The sequence below is a fragment of the Parasynechococcus sp. genome (assembly GCF_042954325.1).
Lineage (GTDB): Bacteria > Cyanobacteriota > Cyanobacteriia > PCC-6307 > Cyanobiaceae > Parasynechococcus.
This window is the reverse complement of sequence record NZ_JBGKDS010000037.1, coordinates 25,466-37,571: the sequence shown is the minus strand read 5'-3', so window position 1 is coordinate 37,571 and position 12,106 is coordinate 25,466. Positions and strand designations below refer to the sequence as shown.

General features: G+C 60.1%; 14 protein-coding genes and 1 pseudogene. 7 read left to right on the top strand and 8 right to left on the bottom strand.

Translation table 11 applies throughout. The features are described 5' to 3' along the window. The 3 genes and pseudogenes from ACGVKB_RS05805 to ACGVKB_RS05795 form a co-directional block, all read left to right on the top strand. Positions 1-492 (top strand): annotated as a pseudogene (locus ACGVKB_RS05805) (hypothetical protein); the annotation flags it as partial. A 24-nt stretch (positions 493-516) separates the two neighbouring features. Next, complete coding sequence (locus ACGVKB_RS05800) at positions 517-1,497, top strand: DUF952 domain-containing protein (RefSeq protein ID WP_392350323.1); 981 nt, start codon at positions 517-519, stop codon at positions 1,495-1,497. A gap of 32 nt (positions 1,498-1,529) precedes the next feature. Further along, positions 1,530-1,769, top strand: a complete 240-nt coding sequence (locus tag ACGVKB_RS05795; RefSeq protein ID WP_392350322.1) for a hypothetical protein — start codon at positions 1,530-1,532, stop codon at positions 1,767-1,769. On the opposite strand, the gene ACGVKB_RS05790 is transcribed toward ACGVKB_RS05795, so the two are convergent. Continuing rightward, positions 1,770-1,955 carry a hypothetical protein gene (locus ACGVKB_RS05790; RefSeq protein WP_392350321.1) on the bottom strand — a complete coding sequence of 62 codons (186 nt, stop codon included), beginning with the start codon at positions 1,953-1,955 and terminating at the stop codon, positions 1,770-1,772. A 398-nt stretch (positions 1,956-2,353) separates the two neighbouring features. Between ACGVKB_RS05790 and ACGVKB_RS05785 the strand changes: the two genes are divergently transcribed. Next, on the top strand, positions 2,354-2,851 hold the full coding sequence (locus tag ACGVKB_RS05785; protein ID WP_392350320.1) for a hypothetical protein: 498 nt from the start codon (positions 2,354-2,356) through the stop codon (positions 2,849-2,851). On the opposite strand, the gene lipA is transcribed toward ACGVKB_RS05785, so the two are convergent. Next, the gene (gene lipA, locus ACGVKB_RS05780) at positions 2,836-3,735 is read right to left on the bottom strand and encodes a lipoyl synthase (RefSeq protein WP_392350327.1); all 900 of its coding nucleotides are present in this window, start codon (positions 3,733-3,735) and stop codon (positions 2,836-2,838) included. The two genes, ACGVKB_RS05785 and lipA, sit on opposite strands and share 16 nt — an antisense overlap. A 38-nt stretch (positions 3,736-3,773) precedes the next feature. Further along, complete coding sequence (recR, locus tag ACGVKB_RS05775; RefSeq protein ID WP_392350319.1) at positions 3,774-4,355, bottom strand: recombination mediator RecR; 582 nt, start codon at positions 4,353-4,355, stop codon at positions 3,774-3,776. A gap of 81 nt (positions 4,356-4,436) precedes the next feature. On the opposite strand from recR, the gene psbP reads away from it, so the two are divergent. Continuing rightward, a complete protein-coding gene (psbP, locus tag ACGVKB_RS05770) occupies positions 4,437-4,991 on the top strand; it encodes a photosystem II reaction center PsbP (protein WP_392350318.1) in 555 nt (184 codons plus the stop codon). 43 nt (positions 4,992-5,034) lie between these two features. Here the strand turns inward: psbP and ACGVKB_RS05765 are convergent, their stop codons facing one another. Then, positions 5,035-7,140, bottom strand: coding sequence for a cation:proton antiporter (locus tag ACGVKB_RS05765; RefSeq protein ID WP_392350317.1), 2,106 nt, complete (start codon positions 7,138-7,140; stop codon positions 5,035-5,037). Between the two features lie 70 nt (positions 7,141-7,210). Then, on the bottom strand, positions 7,211-8,992 hold the full coding sequence (locus ACGVKB_RS05760) for an ABC transporter ATP-binding protein (RefSeq protein WP_392350326.1): 1,782 nt from the start codon (positions 8,990-8,992) through the stop codon (positions 7,211-7,213). An 83-nt stretch (positions 8,993-9,075) separates the two neighbouring features. Between ACGVKB_RS05760 and ACGVKB_RS05755 the strand changes: the two genes are divergently transcribed. Beyond that, positions 9,076-9,270 (top strand): hypothetical protein, encoded by a 195-nt coding sequence (locus tag ACGVKB_RS05755; RefSeq protein ID WP_392350316.1) that lies wholly within the window; start codon positions 9,076-9,078, stop codon positions 9,268-9,270. Between the two features lie 10 nt (positions 9,271-9,280). On the opposite strand, the gene ACGVKB_RS05750 is transcribed toward ACGVKB_RS05755, so the two are convergent. Continuing rightward, positions 9,281-9,568 (bottom strand): RNA recognition motif domain-containing protein, encoded by a 288-nt coding sequence (locus ACGVKB_RS05750; protein WP_392350315.1) that lies wholly within the window; start codon positions 9,566-9,568, stop codon positions 9,281-9,283. Positions 9,569-9,768: 200 nt separating this feature from the next. Here ACGVKB_RS05750 and ACGVKB_RS05745 point away from each other — a divergent pair, with 200 nt between their 5' ends. After that, the gene (locus ACGVKB_RS05745) at positions 9,769-9,957 is read left to right on the top strand and encodes a hypothetical protein (protein ID WP_392350314.1); all 189 of its coding nucleotides are present in this window, start codon (positions 9,769-9,771) and stop codon (positions 9,955-9,957) included. Between the two features lie 9 nt (positions 9,958-9,966). On the opposite strand, the gene ACGVKB_RS05740 is transcribed toward ACGVKB_RS05745, so the two are convergent. Together ACGVKB_RS05740 and ACGVKB_RS05735 are read right to left on the bottom strand one after the other, a co-directional pair. Continuing rightward, positions 9,967-10,221, bottom strand: a complete 255-nt coding sequence (locus ACGVKB_RS05740; protein WP_392350313.1) for a hypothetical protein — start codon at positions 10,219-10,221, stop codon at positions 9,967-9,969. Continuing rightward, on the bottom strand, positions 10,221-12,023 hold the full coding sequence (locus ACGVKB_RS05735; protein ID WP_392350312.1) for a DEAD/DEAH box helicase: 1,803 nt from the start codon (positions 12,021-12,023) through the stop codon (positions 10,221-10,223). Before ACGVKB_RS05735 ends, ACGVKB_RS05740 begins: the two co-directional genes overlap by 1 nt. Positions 12,024-12,106: the final 83 nt, after the last annotated feature.

Below are 12,106 nucleotides of genomic sequence, written 5' to 3'. Positions count from 1 at the left end.
GAAACGGCGATCGGCACGTTTGATGGTGCCATCGACCCCGGCACCGAAAGCTTCCGCGACTTTCCCCAGTGGGCCGAGCAGACCTTGCGGCCGATGCTTGAGCAGCAGGGCAACAAGCGCATCGCCATGTTCTGCACCGGCGGCATTCGCTGTGAGAAGGCCAGCAGTTACTTGCAGCAGGAGGGCTTCGGAGAGGTGCATCACCTGCGCGGCGGGATCCTCAAGTACCTCGAGCAGGTGCCGGAAAGCGAGAGCCGCTGGCGGGGCGAATGCTTCGTCTTTGATCAACGGGTGGCCCTGAATCACCAACTGGAACCCGGTGAATACAGCCTCTGCCACGCTTGCGGTTTGCCGCTTTCACCGGAACAGCGCGAACACCCGAGCACCATCAAAGGGGTGCAGTGCTTGCACTGCGTGGATCGCTTTACGGATGCCGATCGAGAACGATTTGCGATGCGACAACGGCAAATTGATCATCAACAGTTCGGTTAATTGTTGTCCCAGCAGATCCAGGACATGACCAAACCACACCCCGTGCTCTACAGCTTCCGCCGCTGCCCCTATGCGATGCGTGCACGGGGAGCCGTGTTGGCCTCCGGATTGCTCGTTGAGTTGCGAGAGATTGAACTCAAGCGCAAGCCCAACGAGATGCTTGAGGCTTCGGCGAAGGGCACAGTTCCTGTGCTTGTTTGTCCGGATGGAACGGTGATCGATGAAAGCCTCGATGTGATGCATTGGGCCCTCACTCAGTCAGACCCACAGAATTGGTTGACGGCAGGTGATGCGACCGACTTGATCGCAGAAAATGATGGCCCGCTCAAGCACCATCTCGACCGTTTCAAATACAGCGATCGTTATCCCGATTGCCGTGCTGATGAGCATCGAGAGGCAGGACTTGGCATCCTGAGGCGTTGGAGCGCTTTGATCGCACAACACGGTTGGCTGCTGGGTGATCGGCTGTCTCTCGCCGACGCTGCGTTGTGGCCCTTTGTGCGTCAGTGGCGGATCGCTGACCCCCAAGCGTTTGATGCAGATCCCCTTTTGGTGGCTCTTCGGATCTGGTTAAACCGTTTTATGGAGGATCCAGCGTTTGCGCGTCTGATGTGGAGGACCGAGCCCTGGTCTCCAGAGGATGGCCCGCAACTCTTCCCGGCCGATGCCTCTGTGGTGCCAATGGATCAGCCGTTGTTTCATCTGGCGCTGGAACAGGACTGGCTCCATGCGCAATCCTCAGGTGCCTACACCGTCTCGACCAGGGGGCTCAGCCTTGCGGAGGTTGGCTTTATTCATCTGTCATGGCGTGAGCAGGTGATCGATACATTCGAGCGCTTCTATGCCGATGCTGGTCCGATCCGTTTGCTTGAGATCGATCCCCAGCTCCTGAGATCACCCTTGCGTGCTGACTCGATTCCAACCGGGTCGGTCTTCCCCCACCTGTATGGACCATTGCCTGTCACGGCTGTTGTCGATGTCCATCACGACCTCGATAAGGTCTGAGTCTGAGTTCAGACGTTGAGATGTCGAATGCAGTGGATCGTGCCTCCAGTGATGCGTGGAGGCAATTCGTCTTAATGGAATTGGTTCAGTATCTGGATCAAAATCGTGAGTTGATCCTTGAGCGTTATCAGCAAGCCACGGATGCTCCAATCAGCCGTGACCAATTGGATCAAGAGGGGTTATTGGATTTTGAACTTGCACTCACGTTCCTCAAGGATCGAAACGGGTGGGGGCAAGGGAAGGGGTTTCTTGGTATGAATTTGATCGGTTGATCAAGCTCCGATTTTCAGAATGGAATCGATGCAGTTGGGATGTTTTTTGATGTAGGCATTAAATTCCATCGCCAGCAAGCGAGCTTCGAAGGCGTCGCAGGCATAGAAGCAGGATTCCAGCTTGTCACCGTCTGAAGTGCGGTGGCGGACTGTGTAAGGGACTCGCCCATTGCTTGTGTTGGACATGACCCACAGTGATGCTCATCCACCGTGGCCTTGGTGGGCCGACGGGCGCCATAACTTTTTCTTCTTATTCGCGTATCAACACGTTGTTAACTTTGTTGAAGCTGCGGCTGGATGGCGTGCAATTGAGGGCCTCAAATTGCGCTCTTTGTGCTTGCGCAACTGGATTGAAGCGACCGCTTGGAGATCTCTTTGGCCTTTTCTTGCTTGGCTCTCGTCAGATAAAAATCGTAGGTCTGTGGGTCGCTCGCTTCGCTGGCCTTATTCATTAAATAGAGGTAATTCAGGTGATTGGACATCTGAATCGTCTGGCGATCAACGGGCCAAGGCATTGTTAATGCTGAGACGGCCTTGCTCCGTGGATTTAACGTCATCTTTATTTTCTTGGGATTGTTGTCACCATGCTGGAGCGACTGGAGTCTGAAGCCCAGCAGCGTGGTCTGATCCTGCGTCTGAAGGTGGGACGACCGTTGGGTTTGTTCAGTGTGCGGGTCGTCGTTGGTTGCGCAACGGACGATCGTCGTCTGCTGCTCCAGGGTGAGATGAAGGCCTGGGCCTATCCCGCACACCGCGGGTTGCAGTTGGACACGATGCGCGTTCTGCCCACGGCTGCCTCTGGGACTGGTGATTTGATTTGGGCGGCCACCATGGCCTGGGCGGCTGAGGCAACGCCCTGTCGCTCCGCTCGCCTGCTGGCGATTGATGACGACGATCGCCAGCACCGTCGACTGGTGCGGTATTTCCAGCAGCGGGGCTTCAGCACCGTGCGCCGTGTGGACGCCGCACTCTGGGATTTGCCCCTGCGTTTGATTTGGGGCGGCGCCGGCGCCTTGATGCAGGCCGATGTCGATCGGGTGATGCAGCGGAGTCTGCGGGGGTGGGCTCAGTCGGCAGCGTGATAGCTGCTGCGCACGAGAGGACCGCTGCGCACCTGTTGAAAGCCCAGTTCGGTGGCGATGGCGCCGAGGCCATCAAATTCGTCCGGTGTCCAGTAGCGCGAGACGGGGATATGGGCCAGGGATGGCCGCAGATATTGGCCCAGGGTGAGCCGTTGACAATCCACGGCCCGCAGGTCGCGCATGGTGGCGATCACCTCATCACGGCTCTCGCCCAGTCCCAGCATCAAGCCGGATTTCGTTGGGATGTCTGGCCTGCGTTCACGGGCAGCGGCCAAGAGTCCAAGCGAACGGGCATAGGTGGCCCCACGACGCACCTTGCCTTGGAGCCGTTCCACTGTTTCCAGGTTGTGATTGAAACAGATCGGATCGGCATCGAGAACGGTCTGAAGCCGAGCCCGTTGGGCGGCGATGGCCTGGTCATGTTCCGCGTGTCCGCCCCAGAAGTCAGGGGTCAGCACCTCGATGGCAATCAGGGGATTGCGGGCTCGGATGGCCGCCATCGTTGTGGTGAACAAAGTGGCGCCGTGGTCCGCCAAGTCATCGCGGGCGACGGCCGTCAGCACCACGTAGCGCAGGGCCATCGCGTCGACGGCTTCGGCGACGCGTTCGGCCTCGGCCGGGTCCACAGCCATCGGGGCCATGCCCTTGTCCACCTGACAGAACGCACAACTGCGGGTGCAGATCGAGCCACCCAGTAAAAATGTTGCCGTCCCCGCCGCGTAGCACTCCCCTCGGTTGGGACAACGTCCCTCTTCGCAGATGGTGTGCAGGCGGTTGCGTTTCACCAAGCCTTGAACAGCCTCTAAATCAGAGGCATTGCCAATCGGGCGTCGTAACCACTCGGGCAGTCGTTCGCTTGGAGCGATGGCGCTGTACTGACTCATGCGCGAGCGGGGCTCATCGGGATTCTGAACGCTGATGCTCATTCATTCACAGGGCGCCGCCCTTCGAGGGCACGACTCAACGTGATTTCATCGGCATATTCCAGTTCGCTTCCGACCGGAAGCCCGTAGGCGATCCGTGTCACGGCACAGAAGGGGTTCAGCAGTCGAGCCAGATACAGGCTCGTGGTGTCTCCCTCCACGCTTGGGGTGAGGGCCAGGATCACCTCATTGATGTCCTCGTTTGTGATCCGTTTCACCAACGGGGTGATCTGCAGCAGCTCAGGACCGACCCCATCCATGGGAGAGATCAGGCCGCCAAGGACGTGATAGCGGCCTTTGAATTCCCGGGTCCGTTCCAGGGCCAGCAAATCTCGGGAGTCGGCAACCACGCAAATCACCCCATTGCTGCGCTCTGGATTGCGACAGATTTCACACAGCGGCTCAGCGCTGAGGTGAAAGCAGCTCTGGCATTGCCCCACTTTGGTGCGAGCCGCTAACAGCGCGTCGGCGAACTGATGGATCTGCTCTTCGGGTTGATTGAGCAGATGCAGTGCCAGACGTTGGGCCGTTCGGGGGCCAATGCCGGGGAGTCGCTCGAACTGATCAATCAGCCGTGCCAACGGTCGGGTGAATCCGCTCAGGGGTCTGCCGCCGATCAGTGTTCGACTCTAGGCAGAATGACCTCATCTGCAGTGGCTCCGATGCAACCCCTCCGATCGCTCGCCCGACTTCTGGCCTGCGTCGCACTGGTGATCTCTCTCGGGGCTTGTGCGGCGGGTCCGACCGCGGGTCTGCAGAGGTTCCAAAGCCCTGATGGGCGCTATGCCTTCCTCTATCCCACCGGTTGGACTCGGGTTCAGGTCAGCAATGGTCCTCAAGTGGTGTTCCACGACTTGATCCACAGCGACGAGACCGTGAGCCTGGTCGTTTCCAACGTTGATCAGAGCAATGACCTCAGTGAGCTGGGCAGTTCCGTTGCCGTTGGCGAGCGTCTGCGCCGGGAAGTGATTGCCGTTGATGGCAGTGGCCGCAGTGCCGATCTGATCGAAGCCAGTGAGCGCGAGGTGAATGGCCACACCTTCTATGACCTCGAGTACGCCGTTCATCTGCCCGACCGGGACCGGCACGAGCTCGCCACCGTCGTGGTTGATCGTGGTCGTCTGTACACCTTGGCCACCAGCGTCAATGAGGAACGTTGGGACAAGGTCAGTGATCTCTGCGCTCGTGTTGTGACCTCCCTCAACCTGTTGATCTGACGATGGCGGTCTGTGCTGTGGTGATCTGAGGCCCCTGCGGTTGTTAGACGAGGGGATCACTGATCACCATGGCGGCACAGGGCAGCTGACTGATCAGCTGACTGGTGCGGTCACTCCCTGGGATGGGCAGACCAGCGACCCGTCGGCGCTGGGTTCGCAGGATGACCAGATCATGCTCTCGGCTGAGCCGATGGATGGCTCCATCGATGCCAGGTCCGCGGACAATCACCGTGTGGAATCGCTCGGCCGGAATGCCAGACGGTCGCCAGCGGATCAGCTGATCTTCCATCCAGACCCGATCGCTCCCGCTGTAGCGCGGATCGTGGACGTGCAGCAGCGTGATGCGCGTCCGGGCTTCCTCGGGTGCCGTGTTGAGGACCCTCAGGGCGAGCTCAAACTGCTCCCTGGCACTGGCTGACAAGTCCTTAATCGGCACCAGGATCCGATTGAGTGGCTGTTCAGGCTGTTTGCTGAGATTCACGACCACCACTGGGCAGTGGGCGGTTCGGCAGACACCATCCACCATGTCGCCTAACAACCAGGCCCGCAGCTGATCCGGTCGCCCTGCACCGATCAGCAGCAAATCGGCGGCCTGTTCCATGGCGGTTCGGCTCATGCCGCCCGGGAGATCCTCATCGAGGCGCAACAGCGTGCGTGTGGGCACCGCGAGTTCGTTCCCGATGGTTTCAGCGATGCTGAGGCGATTGCGGGCCGCTGCAACGGCGCTGGTAATTCCGCCCCGCAGTTCGGCCAGGCTTGGATTGACCATCGCCAGGGGCAGAAGCAGTCCTTCACCGCCCGCGGAGCCCCGGACCAGTCGGGCTGCCATCGAGAGCAACCCGGCTTCATTGCCCGGATTGGCCACCGGAACAACGATGCGAAGGGGGCGCTGCACCACGTCGCTGCTGCCTTCAAAGGATGAGGCTTCTTCGCCGAAGCTGGTGGGCAGCATTCCTTTGGGCGAGTCCTTCAGACGGGTCACCGACCGTTCCGTGAGGATCGGGCCGAGGGTTGCCGTGACGACCATGACGGCGAGAACGCTGTTCAGAACCATTTGGTTCAACAATCCGGCCCGATAGCCGATGAAGGCTGTGGCCAACGTGGCGGCCACCTTCGGCATGGTCAGCGACCACATCATCAGGATCTGTGGCCTGCGATAGCGGAACAGGCTGCCGCTGATCCATGACGCGAGTCCCTTGCCACCGATGGCTCCCACCAGCATCAAGGCTGTGAATTGGAAGTTGCTCAGGCTGGCCCCCAGGCTTTTCACATCCAGAAGCAGACCCAAGTCGATAAAGAAGATCGGGATGAACAGCACACCGCCGACAAAGATCACCTGCTCCTTGACCCGGCCTTCCGGAAGGACCGAATTGACGGCGAGTCCGGCGAGGAAGGCTCCGACGAGTTTTTCGACCCCGGCGAGTTCCGCGCCGAGGGAGGCCAAAAACAGCGCCACCAGCACCGCCAGCACGATTCTGTTTTCGTCACTGATGCCGCGCAGGACCAGTTGGCGTCCCAGTTGACGGATGCCCACCACCACGAGCAGAGCGAACAACGCGATGCGCAGCAGAAGCATGATCAAGTCAGCCCCGCTGAGATCGCCTTCGCCGAGTCCCAGTCCCACGGCCAGGAGCAGCAACGCCACGATGTCCGTGATGATCGTGCACCCCACGCTCACGACAACGGATTCGTCTTTCTGGGCTCCGTAGCTGCGCACGATTGGGTAACCGAGCGGTGTGTGTGTGGCCATCAGGGCCCCCAGCAGCAGACAGGGCACCGGGGAGAAGCCAGCGAGGAGACCGATGCCGACGCCGGTGCCAACCCCGATACAGAGGATCAGCAGACCAAACACCACTGAGCGGCGTTTCACCCGGTTGAACTCTTCGAGGTCGATCTCGAGCCCCATGGTGAACAGCAGAAAGACCGCCCCGAGGCTGGACAGCAATTCCACGGTGGCTTCCACCTCCGCATAGCTGGTGTCAACCCAGCCCAGGGCATGGGGACCAACGACGACCCCAGCGGCGAGCAGCCCGACGAGGTCTGGCAGACCAACCCGCCTGACCAGCGGTGGAACGACTGCACTGATGCTCACCAGCAGGGCAAAGACGCCCAGGGGGTGGTGGATCAGGTGGCTGATCGATGCATCCATCGGCGCAGTTCAGCAGTGCAATGAAGCGGATCCAGCTTGTTCGACCGCGCCCCCAGGGGCCAACAAAGCTTCAGGAAGCGCAAGCCCGTTCTCCGGCTTGAACGCGCCAGAGGTTGGCGTACACCCCTTGCTGGTGGAGAAGCTGATCATGGCGGCCTTGCTCCACGATGCGGCCTTGCTCCATCACGATGATCTGATCGGCATGGCGCACTGTGCTGAGTCGATGGGCGATCACCAGGGTGGTTCGATCCCGGGTGATTCGGTCCAGCGAGCGTTGGATGGCGGCTTCGGTGTCGTTGTCAACGGCCGCTGTCGCTTCATCGAGAATCAGGACTGGAGCGTCCTTGAGGATCGCCCTGGCCAAGGCGATGCGCTGACGTTGACCGCCGGAGAGGCGTTGACCTCGCTCCCCGACCACCGTGTCGTAGCCGTTGGGGAGGGCCTCGATGAACGTCGAAGCCTCGGCCAGTTCAGCGGCACGCATCAGTGCTTCCCGTGAACACTGCTCTTGGCCATAGCTGATGTTTTCCGCCACGGTTCCGTGGAAGAGGTAGACCTCCTGACTGACCAGTGCGATGCAGCGTCGGAGGTCAGCCAGTTTCAGGCTTTCGATCGGATGTCCATCGATCAGGATCCGGCCGTCCTGGCGTTCGTAGAGCCGCAGCAGCAGTTTCACCACCGTGCTCTTGCCCGATCCCGTGGAACCAACCAGGCCGATGGTCCGCCCGGCGGGGATGTCCAGATCAAAATTCTCCAGAAGGGGAGGGCGATCGGGATAGTGAAAGGAGACTCCCTCGAAGCGCAGCGCACCTTGTGTCCGGCGGGGGTCCAGCGCTGCGGATCCGTTGGTGATGCCGATCGGCGTATCGATGAGATCCAGCACCCGCTGGGTGGAGGCCATCGAACGTTGGTAATCATCCAGCGTTCGTCCAAGGGATGTGAGCGGCCACAGCAGACGCTGCGTAATGAAAACCAGAACGCTGTAGGTGCCGACTTCCAGTTGTCCGGATAACGCCTGAAATCCTCCGATCAGGAGGATGGCCAGGAAGGCGAACAGAATGGCGAAGCGGATCAGGGGGATGAAGGCGGCCGAGAGTCGAATCGCCTTGGCATTGCTATGGCGATAGGCCAGGCTTTCGCGCTCGAGCCGCCCCAGTTCCTGGGGTTCGGCGGTGAAGCTCTTGATGGTGAGCATCCCACCGAGGTTGTTGGCCAGTCTTGAGGCCAGTGCACCGGCATGGATGCGAACGTCCTTGTAACGCGGAGCGAGTTTGCGTTGGAATCGAAGGGACCCCCAGAGGATCAACGGGATCGGTAAATAAGCGAACAACGCAACCCCTGGGGCGACCCAGGCCATCCCGATCCCGACCACCAGCACGGTGGTGATCAGTTGCAGAATCTGATTGGCACCGCGATCCAGAAACCGCTCCAGCTGATTGATGTCGTCACTGAGGATGGACAACAGCCGTCCGGTGCTGTCCCGTTCGAAGAAGCCCAGCTCCAGGCTCTGAAGGTGGCCATAGGCCTCCAGCCGAAGGCTGTGCTGGGTGCTCTGAGCCAGGTCTCTCCAGAGCACGTCATAGAGGTATTCGAACAGGGACTCTGCGCTCCAGATCACCAGGGTCAACAGGGCTAACAACCACAGCTGTTCCGACACGCTGGAGGCCCCCAAGCCAGCCAGGGCCGATTGCTGCCCGCGAACCACGACATCCACCGCTAAGCCGATCAGGGCTGGCGGTGCCAGATCAAAGAGCTTGTTAATGATCGAACAACTGGCGGCGGCAGCGACCAGGCGCCAGCGGGGTGCGAGGTGACGCACCAGCCTCAGGAGCGGAGAACGGTGAGCCTTCATTGAACCTTTGCTGAGGGTTTCCAATCGCACGGTTTCACTCCTGCCATCAGCGGTAGAACGGAATCACAATCGAAGGAGGTGCCATGGGCCGTTCGAGGTCGTTCAACCGCTTTCATCGTTATCTCGCCCGGCAGAAGCGGAGTGTGTTGCGCACCGCATTGCCTCAACATCGTGAAGGCGATGAGGTGCTGTTAGAGCCGATTAATCACAGCAAAGACCTCCTGGACCGTGTGACAGGCCAGGAGGTCCGCTTGGAGCTTCTTGATTCGGAGCTTTAAAGCGTCCGGATCAGTTCCGGTAACCGCCGCCGCCACCCCGTGGGCCACCGGTGCGTTCACGGGGGGTTGCCTTGCTGACGCGAATCATGCGTCCCATCCATTCGACGTCCTGAAGGTCGTCGATTGCTTTTTGTTCATCAGCGTCGTTTGCCATCTCGACGAAGGCAAAGCCGCGCTTCCGGCCGGTTTCCCGGTCGAGGGGAAGACTGCAGTTCTTGACCTCTCCGTACTCGTTGAAGAGGTCAAAGAGATGCTCTTGCTCCGCTTGGAAGGAGAGATTGCCGATGTAAATGGTCATGGACCGTGGAACCGTTGGATGTGCTCAGTCGCGTGAGCCGGTTCCGATGGATCGGAATGGGCCGGGAGTCAGGACTTGAACCGCTCAACGTTACAGGGCGAAGCCACGTTTCAACACAGAAATCTGAAGGCAACTTGAAGGCGCCAGGCAACCGGTTTGTTTGCTCCCATTGTCAGAGAATGCTGACGAGGGATGGTTCGATGACTGGCCTCAATCTTCAGTCCCTGTCCTGGGGCGACGATGGAGAACTGGCGGCTGATGACCGCCTTGATTTGGTGAATGTTCTTCTGACACAGAGCCTGCCGGAGGTGCAGGTGGAACTGATCAGAACGGTGGAGCGCATCGCCATCGCCGGAGCGACGGCGATGGCCGAGGTCAGTGTCTCCTGACCTGCGGGATCACTCGACGGCGAATTCCGCAGCCGCACGTGATTTGCACCGGCTCTGGGCCATGTCCAGTCCGGTGCCGCTGTTCACCTCATCCAGGAAGCAATTGCAGGTGAAATCGGCCATCCCATCCGGTGCCGTTTTCCCTGCACTTGCCATGGCTGCAGCAAATGAGCTCATGCAGATTTTGCGAATCAGACCGCCGCTGTCATCTGCGACGGCCGGAGTCGCTCCGGCCAATAACAGAGAGATCAGCAGCGGACTCATCACGACGCTTGGGAGATCTGCAGTTCGCGGTTCATCACCCGCAGGCGCTGCAGGCTGTTGAAAACATCCTCAGGCATCCCTTTCGGAAGATCCACCAGGCTGTGGTTGTCGAAAATCTGGATGCGACCGATCGCTCGGCCCTGCAGCCCAGTTTCTCCAGCAATGGCGCCGACGAGGTTGCCGGGCTTCACCCGGTCGCGGTGTCCAACTTCAACGCGATAACGCTGCATGTTCTCCTCCGGTCCGCGGGCCGGACGGTCATTGCGACGCTCTCCCCGCTCTCCGCGGTCTCCGCGGCGTTCAGGACGCTCGCGATCGTTGCGACGGGTGTTCTGAATCCAGTCGTCGTCCCCTTGGCGCAGGAGGGGGTTGGGGCCGATGGCCAGATTTAGCGCTGCCATGGCCAGGTCCTCCTGGCTCAATTCCAGTTCCGTGGCCACGCGTTGCATCAGCTCTTTGAGCAAGGCGGTTTCTTCAGCGTTGCTGCGATCGGCCTTGGCTGCGGTGCTGAGTTGTTTGCGCAGACGATCCAGACGTCCCTGGTTGATGGCTGTATTCCCCGGAACTTCCATCGCTTCGATGGGCTGGCCCGTGGCACGTTCCATATTGCGAATGAAGCGCCGTTCCCGCGGGGTGACAAACAGGACGGCCTCACCGCTGCGGCCAGCGCGGCCCGTGCGGCCGATCCGGTGCACATAGGCCTCGCTGTCGAACGGCATGTCGTAGTTGATCACCAGTCCGATGCGTTCCACATCAAGACCGCGGGCTGCCACGTCAGTGGCGACCAGGATGTCGACACTGCCACTGCGCAGCCGTTCGACCGTGCGTTCCCGTTGGTTTTGCGGCACATCACCGTTGAGCACAGCCACTTGATGTCCTGCGGCATCAAGGGTTTCCGCCACGGTCAACGTGATGGCCTTGGTGCGGGCAAAGATGATCACCCCTTCCCCACCGCAGGCATCGAGCACCCGTTGCAGGGCCTCGAGCTTGTGGCTCATGGGCACCGTGATCGAGCGTTGGCGGATCCGCTTGCCTTCCTGGTCTTTGGTGCGGATGGTGACTTCCGCCGGCTCTTTCAGATATCGCTTCGACAGGCGACGAATCTCCGAAGGCATGGTGGCTGAGAACAGCACCACCTGACGCTCATTGGGGAGTTGTTCGAGGATCCATTCGACATCGTCGATGAATCCCATGCGCAGCATTTCATCGGCTTCATCGAGCACGAGGCTGCGCAGTCCGCCCGTGTTCAGGGTTCCTTGCCGCATGTGGTCCATCACCCGGCCCGGGGTGCCCACCACCACATCGACGCCACGTTTGAGGGCATTGATCTGGGAGCGGAAGTCCGATCCTCCATAGACCGCCAGAACCTTCAGGTGCGGATGACCTGCGGCATAGGCCTTGAAGGAGTCAGCGACCTGCATGGCCAACTCACGGGTTGGGGCCAGCACCAGCACCTGGGGTGTTTTCTGCCCGGATTCGAGACGCTCCAGGAGCGGCAAAGCAAAGGCGGCTGTCTTGCCGGTGCCCGTCTGGGCTTGACCCACCAGATCCCGTCCGAGCATCAGCTCGGGGAAGGCAGCTTTCTGAATCGGCGACGGTTCGTTGTATCCCTTCTCTTTGAGGGTCGCCAGCAAGGCGTCGCTGAATCCAAAACCATCGAAACCGGATGGTGCTTCTGTCGCCTCAGCGGATTCAATCGTTGTGGTGAACACGTCTTGGGTGGTGTCACCCTCCTGTGGAAGTGCCGAAGCGGAAAGATCCACGGCGCACGACGATGCACCGAGCTGCTGCTGTTCAGTCATAAAAAGTGGCCCTAGCCTGATTGATCTCTGAAAATCAGGCTCACAACCTCCCGGCGATCGGAGATCGCACAATGGTTGTGTTG